This window comes from Propionivibrio dicarboxylicus (assembly GCF_900099695.1).
GTDB lineage: Bacteria > Pseudomonadota > Gammaproteobacteria > Burkholderiales > Rhodocyclaceae > Propionivibrio > Propionivibrio dicarboxylicus.
Genome location: NZ_FNCY01000004.1, coordinates 1 through 25,194, shown reverse-complemented (window position 1 = coordinate 25,194; position 25,194 = coordinate 1). Strand labels below are relative to the sequence as shown.

Annotated in this window: 21 protein-coding genes; 13 read left to right on the top strand and 8 right to left on the bottom strand. The window is 64.4% G+C overall.

The window, feature by feature from the left end; all coding sequences use genetic code 11:
* Positions 1-10: 10 nt before the first annotated feature.
* The 7 genes from BLR25_RS06505 to BLR25_RS06475 all read left to right on the top strand — a co-directional run bounded on the left by BLR25_RS06505 (position 11) and on the right by BLR25_RS06475 (position 9,428).
* Positions 11-2,548 (top strand): circularly permuted type 2 ATP-grasp protein, encoded by a 2,538-nt coding sequence (locus BLR25_RS06505; protein WP_091935612.1) that lies wholly within the window; start codon positions 11-13, stop codon positions 2,546-2,548.
* Positions 2,549-2,553: 5 nt separating this feature from the next.
* Positions 2,554-3,456 carry a transglutaminase family protein gene (locus tag BLR25_RS06500; RefSeq protein WP_091935609.1) on the top strand — a complete coding sequence of 301 codons (903 nt, stop codon included), beginning with the start codon at positions 2,554-2,556 and terminating at the stop codon, positions 3,454-3,456.
* A 232-nt stretch (positions 3,457-3,688) separates the two neighbouring features.
* The gene (locus BLR25_RS06495) at positions 3,689-4,573 is read left to right on the top strand and encodes a DUF4384 domain-containing protein (RefSeq protein ID WP_143009781.1); all 885 of its coding nucleotides are present in this window, start codon (positions 3,689-3,691) and stop codon (positions 4,571-4,573) included.
* A 7-nt stretch (positions 4,574-4,580) separates the two neighbouring features.
* The gene (locus BLR25_RS21510) at positions 4,581-5,201 is read left to right on the top strand and encodes an OmpA family protein (protein ID WP_218122650.1); all 621 of its coding nucleotides are present in this window, start codon (positions 4,581-4,583) and stop codon (positions 5,199-5,201) included.
* Between the two features lie 6 nt (positions 5,202-5,207).
* Complete coding sequence (locus BLR25_RS06485; RefSeq protein WP_091935603.1) at positions 5,208-6,728, top strand: DUF4384 domain-containing protein; 1,521 nt, start codon at positions 5,208-5,210, stop codon at positions 6,726-6,728.
* A gap of 325 nt (positions 6,729-7,053) precedes the next feature.
* Positions 7,054-8,493, top strand: a complete 1,440-nt coding sequence (locus BLR25_RS06480) for a circularly permuted type 2 ATP-grasp protein (RefSeq protein WP_091936066.1) — start codon at positions 7,054-7,056, stop codon at positions 8,491-8,493.
* A complete protein-coding gene (locus BLR25_RS06475; protein ID WP_091935601.1) occupies positions 8,487-9,428 on the top strand; it encodes an alpha-E domain-containing protein in 942 nt (313 codons plus the stop codon). Before BLR25_RS06480 ends, BLR25_RS06475 begins: the two co-directional genes overlap by 7 nt.
* A gap of 14 nt (positions 9,429-9,442) precedes the next feature.
* Here BLR25_RS06475 and BLR25_RS06470 read toward each other — a convergent pair whose 3' ends face one another.
* Positions 9,443-10,372 carry a LysR family transcriptional regulator gene (locus BLR25_RS06470; RefSeq protein WP_091935597.1) on the bottom strand — a complete coding sequence of 310 codons (930 nt, stop codon included), beginning with the start codon at positions 10,370-10,372 and terminating at the stop codon, positions 9,443-9,445.
* A 121-nt stretch (positions 10,373-10,493) separates the two neighbouring features.
* Between BLR25_RS06470 and BLR25_RS21225 the strand changes: the two genes are divergently transcribed.
* A complete protein-coding gene (locus BLR25_RS21225) occupies positions 10,494-10,670 on the top strand; it encodes a hypothetical protein (protein ID WP_176785770.1) in 177 nt (58 codons plus the stop codon).
* Positions 10,671-10,690: 20 nt separating this feature from the next.
* On the opposite strand, the gene pdxR is transcribed toward BLR25_RS21225, so the two are convergent.
* Positions 10,691-12,124, bottom strand: a complete 1,434-nt coding sequence (gene pdxR, locus BLR25_RS06465) for a MocR-like pyridoxine biosynthesis transcription factor PdxR (protein ID WP_091935594.1) — start codon at positions 12,122-12,124, stop codon at positions 10,691-10,693.
* A gap of 107 nt (positions 12,125-12,231) precedes the next feature.
* Between pdxR and BLR25_RS06460 the strand changes: the two genes are divergently transcribed.
* The 3 genes from BLR25_RS06460 to BLR25_RS06450 all read left to right on the top strand — a co-directional run bounded on the left by BLR25_RS06460 (position 12,232) and on the right by BLR25_RS06450 (position 15,510).
* Positions 12,232-12,960 (top strand): glutamine amidotransferase-related protein, encoded by a 729-nt coding sequence (locus BLR25_RS06460; RefSeq protein WP_091936064.1) that lies wholly within the window; start codon positions 12,232-12,234, stop codon positions 12,958-12,960.
* The gene (locus BLR25_RS06455) at positions 12,957-13,442 is read left to right on the top strand and encodes a pyridoxamine 5'-phosphate oxidase family protein (RefSeq protein WP_091935591.1); all 486 of its coding nucleotides are present in this window, start codon (positions 12,957-12,959) and stop codon (positions 13,440-13,442) included. The genes BLR25_RS06460 and BLR25_RS06455 overlap by 4 nt, the downstream gene beginning before the upstream one ends.
* A 175-nt stretch (positions 13,443-13,617) precedes the next feature.
* Positions 13,618-15,510 (top strand): methyl-accepting chemotaxis protein, encoded by a 1,893-nt coding sequence (locus tag BLR25_RS06450; protein WP_176785769.1) that lies wholly within the window; start codon positions 13,618-13,620, stop codon positions 15,508-15,510.
* A gap of 61 nt (positions 15,511-15,571) precedes the next feature.
* Here BLR25_RS06450 and BLR25_RS06445 read toward each other — a convergent pair whose 3' ends face one another.
* On the bottom strand, positions 15,572-16,447 hold the full coding sequence (locus tag BLR25_RS06445) for a glutamate cyclase domain-containing protein (RefSeq protein ID WP_091935582.1): 876 nt from the start codon (positions 16,445-16,447) through the stop codon (positions 15,572-15,574).
* A gap of 472 nt (positions 16,448-16,919) precedes the next feature.
* On the opposite strand from BLR25_RS06445, the gene BLR25_RS06440 reads away from it, so the two are divergent.
* Together BLR25_RS06440 and BLR25_RS06435 are read left to right on the top strand one after the other, a co-directional pair.
* Complete coding sequence (locus tag BLR25_RS06440) at positions 16,920-17,888, top strand: TAXI family TRAP transporter solute-binding subunit (protein WP_091935579.1); 969 nt, start codon at positions 16,920-16,922, stop codon at positions 17,886-17,888.
* Positions 17,889-17,983: 95 nt separating this feature from the next.
* Complete coding sequence (locus BLR25_RS06435) at positions 17,984-20,572, top strand: TRAP transporter permease (RefSeq protein WP_245715490.1); 2,589 nt, start codon at positions 17,984-17,986, stop codon at positions 20,570-20,572.
* A gap of 184 nt (positions 20,573-20,756) precedes the next feature.
* Here BLR25_RS06435 and BLR25_RS06430 read toward each other — a convergent pair whose 3' ends face one another.
* The 5 genes from BLR25_RS06430 to BLR25_RS06410 form a co-directional block, all read right to left on the bottom strand.
* Positions 20,757-22,034: a TRAP transporter large permease subunit gene (locus tag BLR25_RS06430; protein ID WP_091935573.1), complete on the bottom strand. Its 1,278-nt coding sequence runs from the start codon at positions 22,032-22,034 to the stop codon at positions 20,757-20,759.
* Entirely contained in the window at positions 22,031-22,594 is a 564-nt protein-coding gene (locus tag BLR25_RS06425) for a TRAP transporter small permease (RefSeq protein WP_091935569.1), read from the bottom strand. The genes BLR25_RS06430 and BLR25_RS06425 overlap by 4 nt, the downstream gene beginning before the upstream one ends.
* 84 nt (positions 22,595-22,678) lie before the next feature.
* Positions 22,679-23,668 carry a DctP family TRAP transporter solute-binding subunit gene (locus BLR25_RS06420; RefSeq protein ID WP_091935566.1) on the bottom strand — a complete coding sequence of 330 codons (990 nt, stop codon included), beginning with the start codon at positions 23,666-23,668 and terminating at the stop codon, positions 22,679-22,681.
* A gap of 136 nt (positions 23,669-23,804) precedes the next feature.
* Positions 23,805-24,641 (bottom strand): shikimate dehydrogenase family protein, encoded by an 837-nt coding sequence (locus BLR25_RS06415; RefSeq protein ID WP_091935562.1) that lies wholly within the window; start codon positions 24,639-24,641, stop codon positions 23,805-23,807.
* 13 nt (positions 24,642-24,654) lie between these two features.
* Positions 24,655-25,194, bottom strand: a 540-nt coding sequence (locus BLR25_RS06410; protein WP_143009780.1) for a sugar phosphate isomerase/epimerase family protein, incomplete at its 5' end; no start/stop codon positions are given.

Below are 25,194 nucleotides of genomic sequence, written 5' to 3'. Positions count from 1 at the left end.
ACGCTCTTCCATGCCGCGCTCCCTGCTCGCGAATTATCCGCGCCAGACCGACCGTTTCGACGAGATGCTCGCCGAGAACGGTCAGTTGCGTCCGTCATGGAAGGCCTTCTTCGACCATCTCGACAGCGCGACGCCGGCACAGATGCGCCATCAGCGCGATTTCGTCCGCCGCCGCATTCTGGAAAACGGGGTCACGTACAACGTTTATGCCGATCCCAAGGGCGCCGACCGGCCCTGGGAGCTCGATCCGCTGCCGCTGATCCTGTCGCAGCAGGAGTGGAGCGGCATCGCGGCGGCGGTGACGCAGCGTGCGCGGCTCTTCAATGCCTTGCTCGGCGATCTCTATGGTGAACAACGCCTGCTCCGCGACGGCAACCTGCCGGCGGCGCTCGTCTATGGTCACAATGGCTTCCTCTGGCCGTGCCAGGGGATGCGTCCGCCCGATGACATCTGGCTGCATCTGTATGCTGCCGATCTGGCGCGTTCGCCCGACGGCCAGTGGTGGGTGATCGCCGACCGCACGCAAGCGCCTTCGGGCGCCGGTTACGCGCTGGAGAACCGCCTGATCGTTTCGCGTCTCTTTCCGGAAAAATTCCGCGAACTCGGCGTTCGTCATCTCGCCGGCTTCTTCGCCGCCCTGCAGGAAGGGCTGGCGCACTGGGCGAGCAAGGACGAGGACGGCGGCGCCCCGCTGGTCGTGCTGCTGACGCCCGGCCCCTACAACGAGACCTATTTCGAGCACGCCTATCTGGCGCGCTATCTCGGTTATCCGCTCGTCGAAGGCCAGGATCTGACGGTGCGCGACGACCGCGTCTATCTGAAGACGCTGACCGGCTTGCGGCGCGTGCATGCGATCCTGCGCCGGCTCGACGACGATTTCTGCGATCCGCTCGAACTGCGCGGCGATTCGGCGCTCGGCGTGCCGGGGCTGTTGCAGGCGGCGCGCGCCGGCACCGTGCTGGTCGCCAACGCGCTTGGCAGCGGCGTGCTCGAATCGGCGGCCTTGCCGGGATTTCTGCCCGGCATCTGCGAGAAGCTGCTCGGCGAGTCGCTGGCGATGCCCTCGGTCGGCACCTGGTGGTGCGGCGAGCCGACGGCGCTGGAGTTCGTCATCGAACACCTCGACCGGCTCGTCATCAAGGGCGCCTATCCCTCGCAGCGGCTGGAACCGGTGTTCGGTAGCGAGTTGCGCGGCGCTGCCCGCGCCGAGATGATCGAACGCCTCAAGGCGCGGCCGACGGCCTATGTCGCGCAGGAACTGGTGCGCTTCTCGCAGGCGCCGTCGTGGAGCGCGCCGCATGAGCGTCGGCTGATTCCGCGCGGCATCGCGCTGCGCGTCTATGTGGCGGCGACGCCGCAGGGCTACCGGGTGATGCCGGGCGGATTGACGCGCGTCACCTCGGCGACGCAGACGCGCTTCATCTCGATGCAGCGCGGCGGGTCGAGCAAGGACGCCTGGGTGCTCAGCGACGAACCGGCTGGCGCCTTCAGCCTGATCAAGCCGCCGATCGGCCGCGCCGATCTTGTGCGCAGCGGCAGCAACCTGTCGTCGCGCGTCGTCGAGAACCTGTTCTGGTTCGGCCGCTATGCCGAACGCTGCGAGGACATGGCGCGGCTGCTGCGCGCCGGCTTGTCGCGGCTCGTCGATGCGAGCGCCGACGAGGATCTCGCCGCGCTGCGCTCGGCCTACGAGACCGGGCGGGTGCTGCAGCTGCTGCCGGCGGTGGCGGGCAAGACGCCGGGCCGGCGCGAGATCGAGACGCAGTTGCTGACGGCGCTGTGCGCGCCCGAGTGGGGCGACGGCCTGGCCGGCGACATCCGCCGCCTGCTCTGGGTCGGCGCGCAGGTGCGCGAACGGTTTTCGCTCGACAACTGGCATGCCTTGAATCGCCTCCAGCACCAGCTGCAGGCGTATGCCAAGGCAAAGCCTTCGCTCGGCGAGGCGATGTCCTTCATCGACCAGATGCTACTGGCATCGTCGGCGCTGGCCGGGTTCGCCATGGACGACATGACGCGCGACGACGGCTGGCGTTTCCTGATCATCGGCCGGCGGCTCGAACGCCTGGTCTTTCTGGCCAATGCCATCGCCGCCTTCCTGCGCCTCGATTCGGCGCGTCAACCGGGCTGTCTCGAGTGGCTGCTCGAACTCGCCGACAGCATCATCACCTACCGCTCGCGCTACATGGCGCAGCCCGAACTCCTGCCGGCGATCGACCTGATCGTCTTCGACGACGCCAACCCGCACGCGGTGATTTTCCAGGTGGCGAACCTCGTCCGCTATGTCGACCGCCTGCAGCGCGAATTGCCGCATCCCGGCGGCGAATCCGAATGCCAAGCCCTGCGCGCCGCGCTCGAACGCTTGCGGCAGTTCGATCTGCACTGTTCGGCGCTGCGCGATCCCGAGGCTTGCGCCGCCTGCGGCAATTGTCCGGATCTGGCCGAGCTGCTCGATACGATCGCGCAGGATGCCTCGCGCTTGTCCGATCGGCTGGCGATGCGCTATTTCACCCATGTCGGCGACGTCGGTCGGCCGACCCTGGCGGCGTGAGACGCATGGATATCGCGCGCTATCACGTCATCCACGAGACCCGCTACGACTACGAGAGCCCGGTCTCGCTGTCGCGCCAGCTTCTGCACCTGACGCCGCGCGCCTGTCCGTGGCAGCGCTCCATTGCCCATGAGATCGTCATTGCGCCGACGCCGGGCGTCGATCGTGTGCGCGTCGATAGTTTCGGTAATCCGGTGCGTCAGTTCGCCATCGAGGCGCCGCACGGCAGCCTGCTGGTGCGGGCCGAGAGTCGTATCGAGGTGCGTTCGCGGCGGCTCGACGCGACCGCCTTCGCGGCGCCGGAATGGGAGTCGGTGCGCGATCGCCTGGCCTACGGCGTGCTGCCGGTCGAACTGGAGGCCAGCATCTATTTGTTCGAGTCGCCCTATACGCGGGTCAAGCGCGAGTTCGCCGCCTATGCTGCGCCGAGCTTCACGCCGGGGCGGCCATTGCTCGACGCGGTGCGCGACCTGATGCAACGGGTGTTCCGCGACTTTCGCTACGATGCCGGGGCGACGACGGTGGCGACGCCGGTGCTGACGGTGCTCGAACAGCGGCGCGGCGTCTGCCAGGATTTTGCCCATCTGATGATTTCCTGCCTGCGCTCGCTCGGCTTGTCGGCGCGTTACGTCAGCGGTTATCTGCTGACCCGGCCGCCGCCCGGAAAGCCGCGCCTGGTCGGCGCCGATGCCTCGCATGCATGGCTGTCGGTCTTCTGTCCCGATGTCTCCGGCGGCATCTGGGTGGATTTCGATCCGACCAACAACGTGCTGCCCGACCGCGAGCACATCACCGTCGCCTGGGGCCGCGATTTCGGCGACGTGTCGCCGCTGCGCGGCGTCATCCTCGGCGGCGATGCGCATCAGCCGGAGGTGGCAGTGACCGTGCTGCCGTACGAAGAGGAATAGGCCGTCGCCCCGCCTCGTTTTTCCGGTGCTTGCAGGTATTCATCCGGGCTGAGTCCGGTGCCGGCGGCAGCATGACGTTCGCGTCGTAATCGGTTTGCCAGACCCTGCCGGGCATGCTAGCGTTAGTGTGATGAGGCAGCGCTAATACGATCGTCTTGGCGATGGTCTTTGTTCATGGCAGCGGTAGCGGTCTCGACGCAGTGGAGAAGGCCGTTGCACGGGGAGGTGGCGCATGATTTCCGGTCAGTCGGAAGAAAAGCTTTTGGCATGGCGTCGCGGCAGCGCTTCGCGTGCCCGCCGGGGGGGGTCGATGCTCTTGGCGTTGGCGCTGATATCGCCGGCAGCGTCAAGCTTGGCCCAATCGCCGCCGCCGAGCGGCGAGGGCGATGCGGCGGCCAGCGCGCCGCAGCCGAAGTTCGCGCCCCTGCTCGGTTTCGTCGTTCAGCAGATCGGCAGCATGATGTTCCAGAAGGTGTTCAAGAACGAGATCGACGGCATCTTCAAGCCGCTGGTGGATATGTCACAGAATCTCATCGGCGTCGGGCCGGAGGCCGGGAACGGTCCTGCCAACGAACGGCTGGTGCCGACGATCGGCTACTCCATCGACCAGCTCGACCCCAAGTCTTTCGACGTGCTGCGCACCTCGTCGCTCAACGAAGCGACGGCGTCGCTGAAGACCGGCGATGTCTTTGCCATCCGCTATGCCACCAACCTGCCCGGTCAGGTGCGTCTCGAAAACATCGATCCCGCCGGCCAGATCAACGATCTCGGCGTCTACACGGTTTTTCCCGGCGCGACCAACCGGATTCCCTCGGACCACGGCATCAAGCTCGTCGGCCAGCCGGGCGTCGAGGTGATCCGGCTTTATTTCTTCCCCTGCGTGCCGGGCGGTCCCGACATGGAAGCGCTCAAGAGCGAATTCGGCAATCGCCTGCCGGCCTGTGGCGCGGGCCAGAATCCGCGCGTTGCGGCGGCGGCCAAGGGGGTGATCAAGACGCGCTCGCTGCAGAACCTGAGCCAGCCCGACAACAAGGTGAGCTTTTCCGGAGCGTCCGACTACGAGCGCAACGATGTCACGTCGACGGCGCTCATGATCCAGCATGTCAAACCCGAATGAGGCTTGAATGAAATCCATCGTCACCGTTTTACTGTTGTGCCTGGCGACGTCTTCCTGGGCGCAGCCGACCGCCGCGCCGGGAACCGAGGAAATCATCAACGCGCTGTCGACGAAGCAGCCGATCCGTTTCCGCAATCTCAATGTCATCAAGACCGAAGGCGCGGCGGAGACCCCGGCGGCCGGGCAGGCGCTGCCGGAATCGCCGGTCGCGCCTCCTGGTGGCGGGAGCTATGCACCGGCCGACAACGGTGTGGCCGCACCGATGGCCGCGCCGACAGCACCCGCCGCGCGACCCAGCATCTCGCTCTCGATCCTGTTCGAGTTCAACTCGGCGAAGATCACGCAGGAGAGCCAGTTCGTGCTGCGCAATCTCGCCAATGCGCTGGCCTCGCAGGAACTGCGCGGCAACTCGTTTCTGATCGAAGGGCATACCGACGCCAAGGGCGGCGACGCCTACAACATGCGGCTGTCGCAGCAGCGTGCGGACGCCGTGCGCCAGTGGCTGGTCGAGCGCGGGATCGCCGAGCAGCAGTTGTTCGCGCTCGGGCGCGGATCGCGCGACCTTGCACTGCCGCAGGATCCGTTTGCCGGCGAGAACCGCCGCGTCAGAATCGTCACCGTGCGCTGAAAAATCATGCAGATTACATTGCACCGCCTGATTGCCGCCATCGCCGCCATCGCGCTGGTCTGTCCCGTCTTCGCGCTGGCGCAGGGAAATCCGCCGCCGCGTGTCGGCCGCCATGCCCTGATCATCGCCATCGGTCAGTACGGGCCGAAGGAAATCCCGAGGCTCGAAGGCGTTCGCTTCGACGTTACCAATGCACGCAAGATGGCGCGCGCGATGGCCGTTCCCGATGAAAACATCGTCTATCTCCGGGACGGACAGGCGACGGCGGACGCCATCCGTGCCGCCATCGCCGGACTCGAACGCCGTATCGTCGCCGGCGACCGCGTCTTCATCTATTACTCGGGGCACGGCACCCGCTGGCTCGATGCGAGCAGTCCGCAGAATTATTGCGTCGAGGGCTTGCTCGCCAGTGACGGCCGTCCACTCAGCAACCAGGAACTCGGTGGCATGCTCAAGCGCCTCGCGCAGAAGACCGACAAGCTGTTCGTCTTCTATGACGCCTGCTTCTCCGGCGGGGTCGCCACGGCGCCGTTTTCGACGCGCTCGCTGCAGCACAACGGCCGTCGCCTGACGCCGAAGTTCACGCCGGTCGGGGCGCCCGAGAGTTGCTCGAAGCCGTCGAATTTCTCGACGCGTTCGCTGGCGCTGGTCATGCGCGAGCAGGGCAATACGCCGGACAACGTCGTGCATATCGCCGCGGCGCGGCCCGACGAGGTGTCGTTCGACAATCCCGATCAGGGCGGCTTCGCCACCGTGGCCTGGAGCGACTGCCTGTTCGGCGAGGCGCGCGACATCGACGGCAGCGGCGCGGTAACGGTCAGCGAGGTGACGCAGTGCGCGCAAAACCGGCTGAACAAGGATCTCGTCAGCTGGCCGGGCATCACCGGGCAGAACATGGTGATCGGCGGCAATGCCGATTTCGTGCCGAGCTGGATCGCTGCCGAGGCCAAGCCGGCGGCGAGCGCTCCGGCCGTCGCCGTGGCGTCCGCTGCGTCGGCCCCTCCGGCGGTTCCGCTCGCCCCCACACCGCCGGTGGTGAGCGTCAAGCCGTCGCGCGTGCTCGAGGAAATCTACATGCAGCGCGATGCGGCGCGGGCGATGCGTGTGGATGTGCCGAAGTCGACGCTGAAGATCGGCGTCGATGCCTTCGAAATGTCGATCACGGCCAATCGCGACGGCTACCTCTATCTCGTCATGGCCGGTTCCGACAACGACAGCCTCTACCTGCTCTATCCGAACGCGCTCGACGAGCAGAATGCCATCGAGGCCGGCGAGACGCGCCGCTTGCCGCGCCCGGGCTGGGCCTTCAGGGCGGGCGGTCCGGCCGGCGAGGATACGATCCTGGTGATGCTGACCGACACGCCGCGCGATCTTTCGCGTCTGCGGGCGGTCAAGGAAGGACCGTTCCTGAAAAGCCTGCGCGATGCCCAGGGCAACTCGTTGCTGCAGCAGACGATCGTCCTTTCGGGGAAAGCCGGCTCGGACGCTTTTGGCGCGGCGCTGATCCGCATCGGCGAAATGCCTTAGAGTCTATTTCGGTAGGGCTCGCGGCACACGATCCCGACCGAAATGGATGCTTAGTCCGTCTTCCGGCAGGCTGCGCACGCGCCGCCGGAAGACGCACCGGGCCGCCGCGCGCGATGCGGTCGGCATGAAGTGACGGCGATGCGGCCGTAATGCGACGGTGATGTGGCTGCGATGCGGGCGTGGCGTGCCCCGCCCGGGTGCGGGACGGCCGCTTTTGGTGCATCGTTCCTGCGTTGGTGCCGCAAAAGCCCGCCACTGCGGGCAATCCGCCTTTGGTACGCTTTCTGCTAGAAGGGTCATGGACATCTTCGCAGCGGTGAGGGCCATGACGAAAAAATTTTTCGATGAAATGCACGCGGCGGACGGCAGCGTCCGTCCGCATTACCGGGTCTATGACGAGTGGCTGGCGCGGACGCCGGCCGAGCGGATCGAGCGCAAGCGCGCCGAGGCCGATATCGCCTTTCGCCGCGTCGGCATCACCTTCGCGGTCTATGGCGAAGAGGCCGGCAAGGAGCGGCTGATTCCCTTCGACATCATCCCGCGCGTCATTCCGGCCGACGAGTGGAAGGCCCTGCAGGGCGGCTTGCGGCAGCGCGTCAAGGCGCTCAACGCTTTCCTCGGCGACATCTACCACGACCAGGATATCCTGCGCGCCGGGCTGATTCCCGAAGACCAGATCCTCAACAACGCCCAGTTCCGCCGCGAGATGATCGGCGTCGATGTGCCGGCCGGGATCTATTCGCATATCACCGGCGTCGACCTCGTGCGCGCCGGCGAAGGCGAGTTCTACGTGCTCGAGGACAATCTGCGCGTGCCTTCGGGCGTGTCCTACATGATCGAGGACCGCAAGATGATGATGCGGCTCTTCCCCGAACTGTTCGCGCGCCATCAGATCGCACCCGTCCAGCATTATCCCGACATGCTGCTCGAGAATCTGCGCACGGTCGCGCCGGCCGGCGTCGAGGACCCGACCGTCGTGTTGCTGACGCCCGGCGTCTATAACAGCGCCTACTTCGAGCACACCTTCCTGGCGCAGCAGATGGGCGTCGAACTCGTCGAGGGACGCGACCTCTTCGTCGATCACGACACCGTCTTCATGCGCACGACGCGTGGCCCGCAGCGTGTCGATGTCATCTACCGTCGCCTTGACGACGATTTTCTTGACCCGCTCGCGTTCCGCAAGGACTCGATGCTCGGCGTGCCGGGCCTGCTCTCGGCTTACCGCGCCGGCCGCGTCACGCTGGCCAATGCGATCGGTACCGGCGTCGCCGACGACAAGTCGATCTATCCCTATGTGCCGGACATGATCCGCTTCTATCTCGGCGAGGAGCCGCTGCTCAACAATGTGCCGACCTACATGCTGCGCAAGCCCGACGATCTCCGCTACGTACTCGATCATCTGCCCGAGTTGGTCGTCAAGGAAGTGCATGGCGCCGGCGGCTACGGCATGCTCGTCGGACCCGCTTCGACGCGCCAGCAGATCGAGGATTTCCGCGCGCGCATCGTCGCCGCGCCCGAAAAATACATCGCCCAGCCGACGCTGGCGCTATCGACCTGCCCGACCTTCGTCGAATCGGGCGTGGCGCCGCGCCACCTCGACCTGCGTCCCTTCGTCCTCTCGGGCAAGGACATCGACATGGTGCCCGGCGGCCTGACGCGGGTCGCGCTGCGCGAAGGCTCGCTGGTCGTCAATTCGTCGCAGGGGGGCGGCACCAAGGATACCTGGGTGCTTGAAAACAACGGACGGGAGAACGCATCATGCTAAGCCGCACCGCCGACCACCTCTACTGGATGTCGCGCTACACCGAGCGCGCCGAAAATCTTGCCCGCCTGCTCGACGTGACCTATCAGATGTCGCTGGTGCCGAAGCCGCTGGCGGCCGAAAACCAGAACTGGGGCGCGATCCTGGCGCTCAACAGCCTCGACGAGGCCTTCTTCGCGCGTTATGACGAAGCCAATGCCGAGAACGTGCTGCGCTTCATGGTGCTCGACCCCGACAACCTGTCGTCGATCTTCAGCTGTCTGCGCGCGGCGCGCGAAAACGCCCACGCGGTGCGCGGCACGCTGACCTCGGAGACCTGGGAAAGCTGCAACATGACTTGGCTCGAGGTGCGCGACCAGAAGATCGAGCCGATCCTGGCCGGCGGCATCGGCGCCTTCTTCGAATGGGTCAAGCTGCGCGCGGCAGTGATCCGCGGCGTCACTTTCGGCACCATGCTGCAGGACGAGGCCTTGAGCTTCATCCGGCTCGGCGGCTACCTCGAACGCGCCGACAACACCGCCCGTATCCTCGACGTCAAATATCATGTGCTCGGCGGCGGACATGGCGAGGAGGGGGCCAGCGATTTCTACCAGTGGGGCGCGCTGCTGCGTTCGGTGTCGGCCTTCGAGGTCTATCGCAAGGTCTATCGCGACATCATCACGCCGGCCCGCGTCGCCGAGCTGCTGATCCTGCGTCCGGATATGCCGCGTTCATTGCATGCCTGCCTGCACGGCGTCGTCAAGACGCTCGATGCCATCCGCAATCCGCAATCGGCCGAGACCGGACGGCTCGCCGGCCGGCTCTACTCGCAGATCCACTACGGCCGTATCGACGATGTGCTGGCCGGCGGTCTGCACGAGTTCCTCACCGATTTCATGGATCGCATCTATGAACTCGGCGAGGGGATTCGCCATGACTTCCTGATGCCGGAGTGCTGAGGCGGCGGGCGCCTTCAACTGCGGCGGCGCGATCCCGGCGCGCGTTGCGTCGGGCCGAGCCGTGACGCGGCCGCCAGTGTTCGCGCCGTCTTCATGAAGGCGAGGACTGCCGGGCTGGCCTGGGCGAGGTTGTGGACGGCGAGGCCGACCGAGCGCCGCGCCACCGGCGTCAGCGGAATCTTGACGACGCCGGGACAGAGGTCCATGACCTGGTCGGAGAGGGCCAGGCTCGAAATGATCGAGACGCCGGCGCCATGTTCGACCATCTTGATGATCGTCAGGATCTGCGAATAGCGGTGCTTGATCTTCGGGCGCAGGCCGGCGCGCTCGAACAGGGGTTCGATCTGCGCGGCGGCGCCGGCGGCGGTCATGATGAACGGCTCGTCGCAGAGGTCGGCGATGCGCAGTTGCGTCTGCCGCGCGAGTCGATGGCCGACCGGCAGCACGGCGACGAAGCAGTCCTCGATGAGCAGTTGCGTGTCGAAACGCTCGTCCGGCAGGACGACGAAGCCGACATCGACGCGCCGTTCGGCGATCCACTGGGCGACGGCGTCGTCGGGGCCTTCATCGACGAAGATGTCGATGTCCGGATACTGTTGGCGATACTGTTCGAGGATCTGCGGCAGGAGCAGCAGCGAGGACGAGGGGCCGAAGGAACCGATGCGCAGCACACCACGCTGCAGGCCGCGCACGGCCGAAATTTCCTGGCGCATCGCCTCGGCGATGCCGAGCAGTTCGCGGGCGCGCACGAGCAGCGGTTTGCCGATTTCGGTCAGGTCGATGCCGGCCTTGTTGCGTGAGAGCAGGGTCACGCCCCATTCGCGTTCGAGTTGCTTCAGGGCGTGCGAGACCGCCGACTGGCTGATGCCGAGCTTTTCTGCGGCGGCGGTGAAGCCGCCGAGTTCGGCGACCAGGACGAATATTTCAAGCTGGGTGAAGGTCATCGTGCTTTACCTCGTTACATGAGCGATCGCTTGTTTTTATATGATTATGAACAAGCAATAGTATATACACGTACCCCGGCCGACGGTGCATCCCGATCATGTTATTTCAGGAGAATCGATCATGGTACGCACACTTTCTTCCTCCCGGCACGATGCGTTCTGGACGCTGGCGGCGATCTCGGTCGCGACGGCGCTGTCGCTGTCGCTCTGTCTCGTTCACGGTGACTTCGGCGCCGCTCTGGCGCTGGTCGCCGTAGCAGCGCTCGACGTCGTCGCGGTGATCGCCGGAGCGCGCTAAGAGCCCTGCCGAAATAGGCGCTAAGCCGGCCGGCTGGCCGCCAGGCGCTCGACCACCGTCTCGATCTCGTCGTCGGCGAGCTTGGCAAAGCCGATGCGAAAAGCATTGGGCGCGCGAGCGGGGTCGAGCGCATAGTGGGTGCCGCCGGCGATGTGGACGCCGAGGTCGGTGGCCGCCGCGCTCCAGGCGTCGGCCGCAATGTCGTCGTGCAGCCGGGTCCAGAGGGCGAGGCCGCCCGACGGCGTGTCGACGACCAGCGTGTCGCCGAGTCGGCGGCGTAAAGCGTCGACGAGGCGGTCACGCCGCCCTTCGTAGATGCGCCGGGCCTTGCGCGCATGGCGGGCGAGCGTCCCGTCGGCGATCAGTTCGGCCATGGCAATCTCGAGCGGCGCGTCGCCCTGGCGGTCGATGACGTTGCGGATCTCGGCCATGCGCGCGACGATGTCCGGGCGCGCCACCGCATAACCGAGCCGGATCTCCGGCGAGAGCAGCTTCGACAAGGAGCCGATATAAATGACCGGCGCATCGGCTTCGGCGCGCGCGGCGAGCGGCAGTACCGGCCGGCCGGCGAAGCGGTATTCGTGGTCGTAGTCGTCCTCGATGACGGTGAGGCGATACCGCCGCGCGAGTTCGAGCAGTCGCAGCCGCCGCCCGGCGCCCAGCGTCGCCGTGGTCGGATATTGGTGATGCGGGGTGACATAGACGGCGCCGATGTCGTGGCGCTGCGCCAGCAGGCTTTCCAGTGCCGCGACGTCGAGGCCTTGCGCATCGACCGGAACGCCGACGATGTGTGCGCCAGCCGCATGGAAAGCCGCCCAGGCGAGCCGATAACCGGGATCCTCGACGGCGATCGCCTGGCCGGGCGCGAGGCTCGCCCGCGCCGCCAGGTAAATCGCCATCTGACTGCCGCGCGTGACGATCAGGTCGTCCGCAACTGTCGCGATGCCGCGTTCCTGGCCGAGGTAGCCGGTCAGCGCCTGGCGCAGTGCCGGCGTTCCGCGCGGATCGCCGTAACCGTCGGCGACGCCTTGCATGGGGCGCAAGATCGCGCGGCGGAAAGCGCGCGCCAGGTCGGCGGCGGGCAGCAGGCGCGAATCGGGGATGCCGTCCGAGACGCGCAAGGGCATCGTCGTATCGCGCTCGGCAGGGGCGGGCGCGGCCGTCCGGCGGGGCGGCGCCGGCACTTTGCCGAGGGCGGGCAGGTCGGGGGCGACGCGGGTACCGCGCGAGGCCTCGGCGACCAGCCAGCCTTGCAGGATGAGTTCGTGAAACGCCGCATTGACGGTGTTGCGGTGCAGCCCGAGTTGGGTCGAGAGCGCCCGCGTGCCCGGCAGCAGGTCGCCGGGACGCAGGCGGCCACGCTCGATGGCGCCGAGCAGGGCCGCCGCCAGGCGAAGATAGCGCGGCTGCGTATCGTCGCCGCCGAGTTCGAGGATGAGTTCGCTGCGTTTCATGACCGGACTATTAAAAATTCAGAAACCGGCCCTTACGACGGGTCCGGTGCCGTGATATTTTAGCCTCCGTTCGTTCCGTGCTGCGGGACGTTTTTGGAGAGTTTTTCGTGCAGCTACATTTTGTCGTTCATGAGGCGTTCGAAGCGCCGGGGGCCTTTGTCGATTGGGCCGCGGCGCGCGGTTTTGCCAGTACCTGGTCGCGCGTGTATCTGGGTGAGCCGCTCCCGTCGTCGCCGGCGGGTATCGATCTTCTCGTCGTGCTCGGCGGGCCGCAATCGCCGACGACGACGCTGGCCGAATGTCCGTATTTCGATGCGCGCGCCGAACAGCGCCTGATCGCCGCGTGCGTCGCCGCTGGCAAGGCGGTCGTCGGCGTCTGCCTCGGTGCCCAGTTGATCGGCGAGGCGCTGGGCGCGCCGGCCAGCCGGAGCCCGGAAAAGGAGATCGGCAAATTCCCGATCGCGCTGACCGCCGATGGCTTGCGTAACGAGAAATTCCGGCATTTCGGCGCGACGCTCCCGGTCGGACATTGGCATAACGACATGCCGGGGCTGACGCCGGTGGCGACGATCATCGCCAGCAGCGCAGGCTGTCCGCGCCAGATCGTCGAGTACATGCCGCTGGTCGTCGGCCTGCAATGCCATCTCGAATTCACGCCAGCGGTGATCGAGGCCCTGATCGCCGCCGAGACCGCGCTTCCCTCCTGGCAGCATCACCGCTTCGTCGAATCGGCCGAAGCCCTGCGCCGGCATGATTTCAGCGAAGCGAACGCGGCGCTGTGCGGTTTCCTCGATCGGCTCGTCCTCGCTTACCGCGACAGCGCGAGGCCGTCATGAGCGGCGTTGCGGAGATTGCGGCCAGGGCGCCGCGAAGAAGCGACCGCGCGGTGGCTGCCGAGGACGCCGCCGCCGTGCTGGCGGAGGGGCTGTACGGCGTGCTGTCTACGGTCGGCCCGGACGGGTTGCCCTACGGCGTGCCGCTCAGCTACATCGTTCGTGACAATGCCATTTACTTCCATTGCGCCACCGTCGGGCGCAAGCTCGAGCATCTCGATGCCCGGCCGGAGGTCTCGTTCTGCGTTGTCGGCAAGGTCAGGACGCTACCGCGCCAGTTCGCCACCGAATATGAAAGTGCGATTGCCGCCGGTCGGGCGAGCCGTGTCGAGGGCGAGGAAAAGCGCCAGGCGCTGGTCGGTATCCTGGAAAAGTATTCGCCCGAGTTCATGCCTGAGGGAGAGAAGTACCTCGCCGCCAAATTCGACGCGGTGACGGTCGTGCGCATCGATATCGACACGCTCAGCGGCAAGGCACGACGCTAGCACGGCCCGACGGAAAAGCGGTATCCCTGCCGTCGGAGGGGGTATGGCATCTTGTCATTTTGTTCTGGATTTCCCCCGGTTTTGCCGCTTACTATTCGCCGTGGAAGGCATACCCGCAATGAATTTATTCCGGGCGGGTTTTCCCGATTTCGGACTTTTATTGGCGAGGCCTCGAATGAACAGCATCAAAGGCAGACTGACATTCGCAATCGTGGCACTGGTGCTGTTGTCGACCGCTGTCATCGGCACGGTCGGATACTGGTATGCGCGCGGGATTATCGTCAGGACGATGGAAGAGAATCTGACGGTGCTTGCCAATGACAATGCCGAGAAGATCGGCATGTGGGTGTCGGAGCGCAAGGGCGAGGTATCCTTGCTGGGGAACTCCCCGCTGGTCAGCGAGGTTGGCGGCGAGACGGCGATGGCCTATCTCCGGACCGAGGCCCAGCGGATGACGCTGTTCCAGTCGTTCATGATGGCCTTGCCGAACGGCGACGCGAGCTTCACGACCGGACAGAAGGCCAACCTGATCGAGCGTCCCTATTTCAAGCTGGCGATGGGGGGGCAGGCGGTGCTCAGCAACCCCGTCGTCGCCAAGGATACCGGCAAGCCGGTGGTCGTTGCCGTCGGTCCTGTCGCCCGTGGCGGCAAGTCGATTGGCATTCTCGGCGGCGCCGTCAGTCTTGACGATGTCGTCAAGCTCGTCGGACAGGTCAAGTCCGGCCAGACGGGCTATGCCTACGTGGTACAGAGCGATGGACTCATCATTTTCCATCCGAGCAAGGATTTGGCCATGAAGGTCAATGCGATGACCGACACGTCCATGCCGCCGTCGTTGCGCGAAATCACCGGCAAGATGGTGACGGGCGTGAGCGGTATCGGCGCGTATTCGTTTGATGGGGTGTCCAAGTATGTCGCCTATGCGCCGATTCCGGGGACCTCGTGGAGTCTGGCGGTCAACGTGCCGGCGCGGGAAGTCCTGTCCAGGCTGGAAACCCTGATGTGGGTGACGATGCTTATCGCGTTCGCCGTCGTGTTGCTTTCCGTGGCGGTGTCTTTCTACATCGCCGCCAGCTTCACGCGTCCGCTCAACGTCATGAAGACCATGCTGCAGGACATTGCCAAGGGCGGCGGCGACCTGACCCGTCGCATCGACATCCAGGGCAAGGACGAGATCGCCGAAACGGCGCAGTATTTCAACACCTTCATCGAGAGTCTGCGCGGCATGTTCGCCGGGATTACCCGTGAAGCGGCGACGCTGACGCAGGGCGTGCATGACATCAATGACGTTCTCGCCCGCTTGGCGGACGAGTTTCGTGAACTGGCCGATCAGAGTTCGAGCAATGCGGCGACGGTCGAGGAAATTACCGTCAGTGTCGCGCATGTGGCGGAAAACGCCGGCGAGGCGGACGCCCTGGTCGGCAACACGAATCAGTTGTCGCGGGAGTCGGCCGAGGCCGTCGGCGACGTGGCGACGCAGGTCGGCCGCTCGGCGCAGGAAATCGACAGCCTCGCTTCGCTGCTTGAGCAGCTCAGCCAGCGCGCGCAGGAAATCAGCGGTATCACGCAGGTGATCAAGGAGATCGCCGACCAGACCAATCTGCTCGCGCTCAATGCGGCGATTGAGGCGGCGCGGGCGGGCGAGCAGGGGCGCGGTTTCGCCGTGGTGGCCGACGAAGTGCGCAAGCTGGCTGAACGGACCGGCACGGCGACGGTGCAAATCACCTCGATGACCGAGAGCATGCGCAACGAGACCAGTCACGCGGTCGAGACGATGCAACACACCATGCGCTCGGCACGCGATAGCGTTTCCGGGGCGGAACTCGCCGCCACCCGGATCAACGATATTCGCAGCAACATGGACGACGTGCGTGGCCGGATGAACGAGATCGCCCTGTCCACACGCGAAGAGCAGTCGGCGACGACGGCGATGGCGCGCAGCGCCGAGAATGTGACCCGCCGCATGCAGGCATCCCAGGTCGGCTTGCAGGAAGTTACCGCGAGCTTGCGTGCGCTGGATGAGGTGGCGCAGGGTCTGCAGGCCAAGTTCGGTTCGTTCCGTACCTGAGTCGCGCCGGCGCTGCCCTGTCTTCAGGACGGCGCCGAATGTCTGGCGTTGTGCGGCGAATTCAGGCGCGACCGCCGCAGGCGGCCGCGTAGAGGGCGTGGAGCGTTTTCGCGTAGTTTTTCCAGGCGATCCCATCCACCGACAATTCCGCCGTACCGGTGCAGCCGTCCACCGCGCCGGCGTCCCGAAGCGCTTCGAGGACGTTGCGTTCGTGCTCCGGCGCGCGCATCAGCGGCCGTCCGGCGAGAACAGCCAGGGCCGCGGCCAGGGCATGGCCGCCCCAGTTCGAGATGCCGGCGGGGATGACGAAATCGGCCCGTGTCGCACAGAAGATCTTCTCGCCGTACATGACGCGGTGGTGATGATCGGCGCGCAACCCCCCCATGCCGAGTTCGTTGCCGCCGTCGCCGATGGCGATGGTGGTGGCGCCGCCGGGCGCGAGCAGCGCGTCGGCGGCGGGCACGAGATCGTCGAGCACGGCGCCGCGCATGCTGTAGCGATGTCCGTCGATGGCGCTGCCGGGACGTTCGATGGCGACGACATGGGTCGGCCGGAAATCGGCGAGCAGCGCGGCGATTTCCCGGTCGGCCGTCGCCTGGTCGCGCTCCAGCAGCGTCACCGGCAGGTGCATGTCATAGACGCGCATGCCGGCGTCGAGCAGTCCGCTGCTGAAGCGGTCGCTGACGAAGACGACCTGCTGGCCGAGTTGGCGCAGCGCGTCGGCGATCGCCAGCGCACCGGGCGGGCCATCGTTCTCGCCGATCATCGCCGCGCGGATGCAGAAACCGGTGCAGATCACGCTGCGTTCACCGTTCAGCAGGCTCTCTGCCGCCTGCCGCAGTGATGATTGCGGCAGCGCAGCGCTGGAAAAGCCGCGCTGGCCGATGTCGTGCGCGGCCAGTGCGGCGAGCTTGGAAAATGTGCGGGAGGAGGGCATCGGGCGTCCAGGAACGGTTGGGCTGGATATCGCGAAGGGGTCAGCGCCGCGTGTCTTGCATGATCGGGAGGGCTTCTTGCTTGCGTTCGAATGCTGTCTTGCGTTGTTCCTGAGCTAGCAAGCATCGCGCCTGCCCCACCAGGTTCATCGTCCAGCATACCTGATCCGGCCGTTGGCGGGAATGAGGCGTCTTTTCAGGGGTAATGACAGTGCTGTATCGAATGCGCGTTGGCGGTGCGCGATCCTGGTGCTTCGGCACGATTGTTGTGCACGGTGTGTGAGGCTTGTGCTGCGGGAGAATGTTTTTGTTATTCATTTGCACTAATTTCGGAGAATTACGCTAAGCTCATCGCTGTGGTCCCCGATGTCCGTGTCTTCCGACGGACGCCGAATCAAGAAGTTGCATGAGCACGGCCTATGCCGTTCCGGTTTTGTTGTGTTGATTTTCGATTTTTCAATGGAGAACTCAACGATGAAAAAACTGACTCTGATTGCAGCAGCATTGGTGGCGGGCAGTACCCTGATCGGCCCGAGCGCCGTCGCCCAGCAGAAATTCGTGACGATCGGTACGGGTGGCGTTACCGGGGTTTACTACGCGGCAGGTGGCGCCATCTGCCGCCTGATGAACAAGGAACGCGCCAAGCACGGCATTCGTTGCTCGGTCGAAAGCACCGGCGGTTCGGTCTACAACGTCAATACGATCAAGTCCGGCGAGCTCGACTTCGGTGTCGCACAGTCCGATATCCAGTTCAACGCCGTCAAGGGATTGGCGCAGTTCAAGGAAGGCGGCGCCCACAGCGATCTTCGCGCAGTCTTCTCGGTTTATCCCGAGGCGTTGACGGTGCTGGCGCGCAAGGAGTCCGGCGTCAAGAAATTCGAGGACTTCAAGGGCAAGCGCTTCAACGTCGGCAACCCGGGATCGGGCACGCGCGTCACCATCGAGATGCTGATGACGGCGCTCGGCATGAAGACCAGCGATTTTTCGCTGACCTCCGAACTGAAACCCGATGAGCATGGCGCGGCGCTCTGCGACAACAAGATCGACGGCTTCGGCTATGTCGTCGGCAGCCCGGCGGCGAACATCCAGGATCCGACGACGACTTGCGGCGCCAAGCTCGTCGCCGTCAGCGGTCCGGCCGTCGACAAGCTGATCAAGGAGTATCCGTACTTCGCTGCGGCGACGATTCCCGGTGGCATTTATCCGAACAATCCCGACCCGGTCAAGACCTTCGGCGTGATGGCGAGTTTCGTCAGCTCGGCCAAGGTGCCGGATAACGTGGTGTACGCGATGGTGTCGGCGGTCTTCGACAACTTCGACGAGTTCAAGAAGCTGCACCCGGCCTTCGCCAATCTTGACCCGAAGGAAATGATCGGCAGCGGCATGTCGGCGCCGCTACACCCCGGCGCGGTCAAGTACTACAAGGAAAAGGGCTGGATGTAGGCCGGCGGCACGATTTGACATTGTCCTGAAGAACAGACGGCTCCATGGTGGGGCCGTCTTTCATCCGCGTTGTTGTTCCTGATGGGGGGCGCGCTGTGAGTGAAAAGGAAGTCGACAAGCCGGAAATGACCGATGAGGAAATCCGGCAAATGGTCGCCGAGTCGGATACCGGCGGGCGCCGGCCGAGCGGCGTGGTGGCGAAAATCATCATGGGCGTGGCACTGGCCTGGTCCTTGTTCCAGTTATGGATTGCCTCGCCGCTACCGTTCTCGCTCGGCTTCTTTGTGCTCAACGATACCGAGTCGCGCGCCATCCACCTGGCGGTGGCGATGTTCCTCGGCTACATGCTCTTTCCGCCGCTCAAGACCTCGCCGCGCGCCTGGATTCCGGTGCAGGACTGGGTGATCGGGCTGCTCGGCGCCTTCTGCGCCGCCTATCTCTACATCTTCTACGTCCAGCTCGCCGGGCGTCCGGGACAACCGACGACGCTCGACCTCGTCGTTGCCGCTGGCGGCCTGGTGTTCCTGCTTGAGGTGACGCGCCGCGTCGTCGGCTTGCCGATGGCGATCATGGCCATCCTGTTCATCGGCTACATCTTCCTGGGCCCGTACATGCCCGACATGATTGCGCACAAGGGGGCATCGTTCTCGAAAGCGATGTCGCACCTCTGGCTGTCGACCGAGGGGGTCTTCGGCGTGGCGCTCGGCGTCTCGTCGGGCTTCGTCTTTCTCTATGTGCTGTTCGGTGCCTTGCTCGATACCGGCGGCGCCGGCAACTATTTCATCAAATCGGCGCTCTCGCTGCTCGGGCACATGCGCGGCGGACCGGCCAAAGCCGCCGTCGTTTCGTCCGGATTGACCGGCCTGATCTCCGGCAGCTCGATCGCCAACGTCGTTACCGTCGGCACCTTCACGATTCCGCTGATGAAGCGCGTCGGCTACAAGCCACACGTTGCCGGCGCCGTCGAGACGGCCGCGTCGGTCGATGGACAGATCATGCCGCCGGTAATGGGGGCGGCTGCCTTCCTGATGGTCGAATACGTCGGCATTCCTTATACGCAGATCATCAAGCACGCGGCGCTGCCGGCGATCATGTCCTACATCGCGCTGTTCTACATCGTGCACCTCGAAGCTTGCAAGGCCAATCTGAAAGGCATTCCGCGCGAGGTCGTGCCGCCCTTGATGAACCGCCTGGTCAACTTCGTGATGACGATCAGCGGTGTCGTGATCCTCGCCAACATCGTCTATTTCGGTCTCGGCTGGATCAAGAACCTCGCTGGTCCGGCATCCGTCTATATCATCGCCGTGCTGATGCTGATTGCCTATATCGCGCTGCTTCGCTACGAGGCGCGTTATCCCGAGTTGCATATGGAGGACCCGAATTCGCCGATCCTGACCCTGCCGCAGCCGGGGCCGACGCTGAAGAGCGGCTTGCATTTCCTGCTGCCGGTCGCGGCGCTGATCTGGAATCTGATGGTCGAGGAGCTGTCGCCGGCGCTGTCGGCCTTCTGGGCAACGGTATTCCTGATGTTCATTCTCGTCACGCAGCGTCCGCTGAGCGCCTTTTTCCGCGGACGCGAGGACATCCGCGCACAGGCCGACCAGGGTTTTGCCGACCTCAAGATCGGCCTGACGGCCGGCGCCCGCAACATGATCGGCGTCGCCATCGCCACGTCGACCGCCGGCATCATCGTCGGGACCGTGACGCTGACCGGCATCGGCCTTGTCCTCGCCGAAGTCGTCGAGCTGATCTCGGCCGGCAACCTGCTGCTGATGCTGGTGATGGTCGCGGTCGCCTCGCTGATCCTCGGCATGGGCGTGCCGACGACGGCCAACTACATCATCGTCTCGTCCTTGATGGCGCCGGTCGTCGTCGAACTTGGCGCCCAGAGCGGCCTGATTGTGCCGCTGATCGCCATCCATATGTTCGTGTTCTATTTCGGCATCATGGCCGACGTGACGCCGCCGGTCGGGCTGGCCGCCTATGCGGCTGCCGGCATCGCCAAGACCGATCCGCTGCTGACCGGCTTCACGGCTTTCTGGTACAGCATTCGCACCAGCGTGCTGCCGTTCATGTTCATCTATAACACACAGCTGCTGCTGATCGGCATCAACAGCGTGCCGGAGTTCATCATCGTCGTCGTCTTCGCCGTCATCGCCAGCCTGGTCTTCGTTGCAGCGTCGCAGCACTGGTTCCTGACGCGCAATACCTGGCCCGAGACGATCGTCCTGCTGCTCATCGCCTTCAGCCTGTTCCGGCCGAATTTCTGGATGGACATGGTCTATCCGCCGTATTCGCGCGTCGCCGCCACCGACCTCATGCAGCTCATCGAGAAGTCGCCGGCCAATGAAAGCCTGCGCGTCTGGGTCGAGGGCGAGGATATCAACGGCAAGCCGGTCAAGAAGGGCATGCTGCTGCCGCTCGGCGAACCCGGGCCGGCGACAAAGCGCCTCGACGGCTTCGGCTTGCGCCTGCTGCCGCAAGGCGAGCAGGTCGATGTCCTGCTCGTCAAGTTCCGCAGCAAGGCAGAGAAGGCCGGCTTCCAGCAAGGGCAGAAGATCATCGCCATGGAGGTGCCGAACCCGCGTCCGGCGCCGGAATGGATGATTTTGCCAGCGCTCGCCGTGCTTAGCGTTATCGTCGTGCTGCAGCGGCGCCGGATCGCCAAGGGGGCGCCGTCCTGAATCGCGGCGTGCATGAAGCGAAGGCGCTGTCCGAGGGCAGCGCCTTTTTTTTTGCCTTTCGTGAGGCGGTCGCTGTAGGCGCGAGGACTCCTGTGCTTGCGCCGACGCGCGGCAGTCAGTCAGGCTGGAATAAAAAAAACGCCACCCGAAGGCGGCGTTTGAAGGAGAGTGCCCTGTCTGATGGTCAGGACATCCACTTGAGAGGAACCAGCACGAGTTCCGGAAAGAGGATCAGCAGGAGGAGCAGGCCGCTCTCGATGAGGAGATACGGCACGACCTGAACCATGAGCTCGTCCATCTTAACCTTGCCGGCGCCGCAGGCGGCGTTCAGCACCGTGCCGACCGGCGGCGTCAGCAGACCGATGGCATTGTTGAGGATGAAGATGACGCCGAAATAGACCGGATCGATGCCCGCCTTGAGCACGATCGGCATCAGCACCGGCGTCAGGATCAGCACGGTCGGCGTCAGGTCCATCGCGGTGCCGACGACGAAGACCAGCACGTTGATGGCGATCAGCAGCAGCAGACGGTTGCCCATCAGCGGCTCGAGCCATTCGGTGACTTCGCCCGGGATGTTGGCGATGGCAATCAGCCAGGCCGAGACCATGGCGGCGGCGATCAGGAACATGATGACGCTGGTCGTCTTGGCGGCCGCCATCAGGATGTGCGGGATCTGGCTGAGCTTGACGCTGCGGTAGATGACGAGGCAGAGGAAGAGCGTGTAGAACACCGCGCCGACGGCCGCTTCGGTCGGCGTTACGACGCCGCCCTTGATGCCGACCATGATCAGGATCGGCAGGAACAGCGCCCAGCTCGCTTCACGCGTCGCCTGCCAGACTTCGGCCTTGGTCTTCTTCGGGAAAACGACGACCTGCTGCTTGCGCGAGATGTACCACCAGGCACCGGCGAGCGAACAGCAGAGCAGGATGCCCGGGAAGATCCCGGCGATGAACAGCTTGACGACCGAGACGTTGCCGATGGCGCCGAAGACGATGAAGGCGATGCTTGGCGGCAGGATCATCGCGACGATGCCGCCCGAGCCAATCAGCGCCGCGCAACCGGCCTTGTTGTAGCCGGCTTCGCCCATCATCGGGATCATGATCGCGCACAGCGCCGCCGTGTCGGCGACCGCCGAACCGGAGAGACCGGCGAAGATGAACGCGGCGATGATCGCGACATAGCCGAGGCCGCCGCGAATGTGGCCGACCAGCGCCATGCCGAAGTTGATGATCCGCTTCGAGATGCCGCCGGCATTCATCAGCTCACCGACGAGCAGGAAGAAGGGCACGGCCATCAGCGCGAAGCTGTCGGCGCCGATGATGAGGTTTTGCGCCAGGATGCGAACGTCGTACATGTCCAGGTGGAACATGAGTGCGATGCCGCAGGCGATCAGCGCGAAGGCAATGGGCATGCCCAGCATCATCGCGCCGCAGAGTGAAAACATGAATACGGCGACGGTCATTTCTTGTCTCCCTGCTGGGCGTGGTGATCGGCATCCGCCGAGAAGTCGCGGTCGTCCTCGGATTCGCGCAGGACGACGAGCTCGTCGATGGCGCCCTTGACGAACAGTGCCCGGTAGAGCTTGAAGAAAACGATGCCGAACATGCCGATGCCCATGATGACGCCGATGCCGTACATGTAGGAGAGCGGCAGGCCGGTCGCCGGCGACAGCGTGTGCGCCGACATCGTCGTCATTTCCCAGCTGCCTTCGAACAGCGCGGCCAGGCAGTACAGGACGATGGCATTGCTCAGGATGTAGGCGATCTTCTTGCCTGTCGGCGGCAGTTTCTGCACGAGCGAAGTGAAGCCGAGGTGGGCGTTGTCCTTCAACGCGCCGATGGCGCCGAGGAAGGTCAGCCAGACGAAGAGAAAGCGCGAGAACTCCTCCGCCCATGGCAGGCCGGAGTTGAAGCAATAGCGCAGAAGCACGTTGAGGAAAATCAGTATGCCCATCAGACCGAGGCAGATCGCGAGAATCGCGTTGAAGCCCTTGTCGAGTTTTGCAGTGATAGGTGATGTCATGAAGTGAGTCCGGTTGGAGATGACTACACCGGAATAACGCCGGAAGGAATCCCCCCTTCCGGCGTCGTTCCGTCTTGCCGCTTCTTACTTGACGGCAGCCAGCATGCGGGCGACCAAGTCCTTGCCAAGCGTTTCCGAGTACTTGTCATAGACCGGCTTGAGCGCGGCAACGACCTTCTGCTGCTCGCCCGGGTTCAGTGCCGTGATCTTCATGCCACGCGCTTGCAGCGTGCCGGCACTGACCGTGTCTTCCTTGTCGTTCTCAAGACGCTGGAAGGTTTGCGCTTCCTTGGCGGCCTTCTTGACGGCTTCTTTCTCCTTGTCGGTGAGGCCGTCATAGAACTTCTTGCTGACCAGGAACGGGCTGGCGTTATAGACATGGCCCGTCGTCGTCAGGTACTTCTGGACTTCGTTGAACTTGTTCGAGACGACGTTACCGTACGGGTTTTCCTGACCGTCGACGACGCCTTGTTCAAGCGCGGTGTAGAGTTGCGAGAAGGACATCGGCGTCGGGTTGGCACCGAGTTGTTTCCAGGTGTCGACGTGGATCTTGCTCTCGAGCGTGCGGATCTTCAGGCCCTTGATATCTTCAAGCGTTTTGACTTCGCGCTTGTTGTTGGTCAGGTGACGGAAGCCGTTTTCCCAGTAGTTGAAGCCGATCATGCCAACCGCCGGCAGCTTGTCGAGCAGTTCCTTGCCGATCGGGCCGTCAGCGACCTTGAACGCGGTCGCCTTGTCCTTGAACAGGAAGGGCAGGTCGAAGACGTCGAATTGCGGCACGAAGGCAGCGATCGGACCGGTCGATACGGACGTGCAGTGGATCGTGCCCATCTGCAGCCCTTCGAGCGTCTGACGGTCACCGCCGAGCACGCCGTCGGTGAAGACCTGCACTTTGATCGTGCCGCCGGTTTCCTTCTCGAGGATCTTGCCGAACTCGACCAGACCCTTGCTCAGCGAGCGATCCTTGTTGGTCACGATACCGCACTTCATGACCTTGTCGGCCGCCATGGCGGCCGGTGCTGCGAGTCCCACCGTGAACGTTGCTGCGATGATCATGCTTAACATTTTTTTCATTTCTGCCTACCTCCGTGATAAAGATGACGGGGAATCCCCGGTTTGTGCTACGGAAACTAAGTTCTCTTTTTGCTCTGACTGCGCTAATTTCTGTAGTGCTTCTAGACCAACACGCTAAACCATCGACGCGTCGATATCAATATTGGATTTTCTGAACGGCACGCAATTCGTCGGGCGTAGCGGTGCCGAAGCCGAAGAATTCGAGATACGCCGGGATCATTTCGAAGAGCATTGCCGTGCCAATGACAAACGGGCAGCCGCGTTCCTTGGCGATCTGCAACAACGGCGTCATTTCCTGCTTCATGACGACTTCGCCGACAAAGGTCGAAGGCGACAGGTTGCTGAGGTCGAAAGGCAGCGGATCGTCGTCCTTCATGCCGAGCGGCGAACCGTTGACGATCAGGTCGAAGCCGGCGACATCGGTGCTATGGACGAGTTGCGTGTCGATCTGCGGATAGTATTCCTGCAGGCGCGACACCAGATTGACGGCGGCATCGCTGCGCGTCTTGTAGACCGAGATCGCGCCGATGCCGGCCGCGGCGAGCGAGGCGGCGATGGCCGAGCCGACACCGCCGGCGCCGACCAGCAGCACCTTGGCGCCCTGGCATTTGAAGCCGGCACGCTGGATGCCGCGGACGAAGCCCGAACCGTCGAACATGTCGCCGAGCAGCGAGCCGTCGGGACGCTTGAGGATGGCGTTGCAGGCACCGGCGATCTTCGCCGTGGTGGACACTTCATCGACGAGACCGACGGTCGTCACCTTGTGCGGCATGGTGACAAGGGCGCCGTGCACGTTGCTCATGCGGAAGATCGCCTTGAGCGATTCCGGGTAGTCCTCGGGCTTGACGCCCATCGGTACGACACGGGCATCGATGCCCTTGCTGTCGAACCAGGGGTTGTAGATCATCGGCGCCTTGAAGGCGGTCGTCGGGTAGCCGATATGGGCGATCAGGGTGGTTTTTCCGCTCAGCATGTTCTTTTCTTCCTCAGGCAATGGCGACACATTTTTTGGGTTGTTCGAGCGTCTCGCTCACATACTTCTTCGCTGCCTCGATACAGCGGAAGGCGTGTTCGGCGGTGCCGAGTTCCTTGACGCGGGCGAGGTGGGGGAGTTCGATAGAGAGGACGGGGACGGGTACGTGCCTGAGGATGGCGGCGATGTCGATGCCGCCTTCACCGGCGTAGAGACGCTCTTCGCGGAGGATGCGGATCATTTCGGCGCGATCGGTGGGGATCTGGCCCTGAGCGTCGCAGAGGTGGGCGAAGTGGAACCACTCGCGGGGCAGGGCGTCGAGATCCTCGGGCGTGTCGAGGGCGCGATGGAAGTGGTGCATGTCGATCATGAGACCGGCATTGGGGCGATTGACTTCGCGCAGGACCTTGACGGCGCCGGCGAGGTTATTGACGGCGGCGATGGGGACGTACTCGAGATCGACGGTGAGGCCGAACTGCGCGGCGAGGTCGCAGACCTTGGCGAACTTCTCGGTGGCGTATTCGAGGTTGGGGGTCCAGATCGAGGAGAGGAC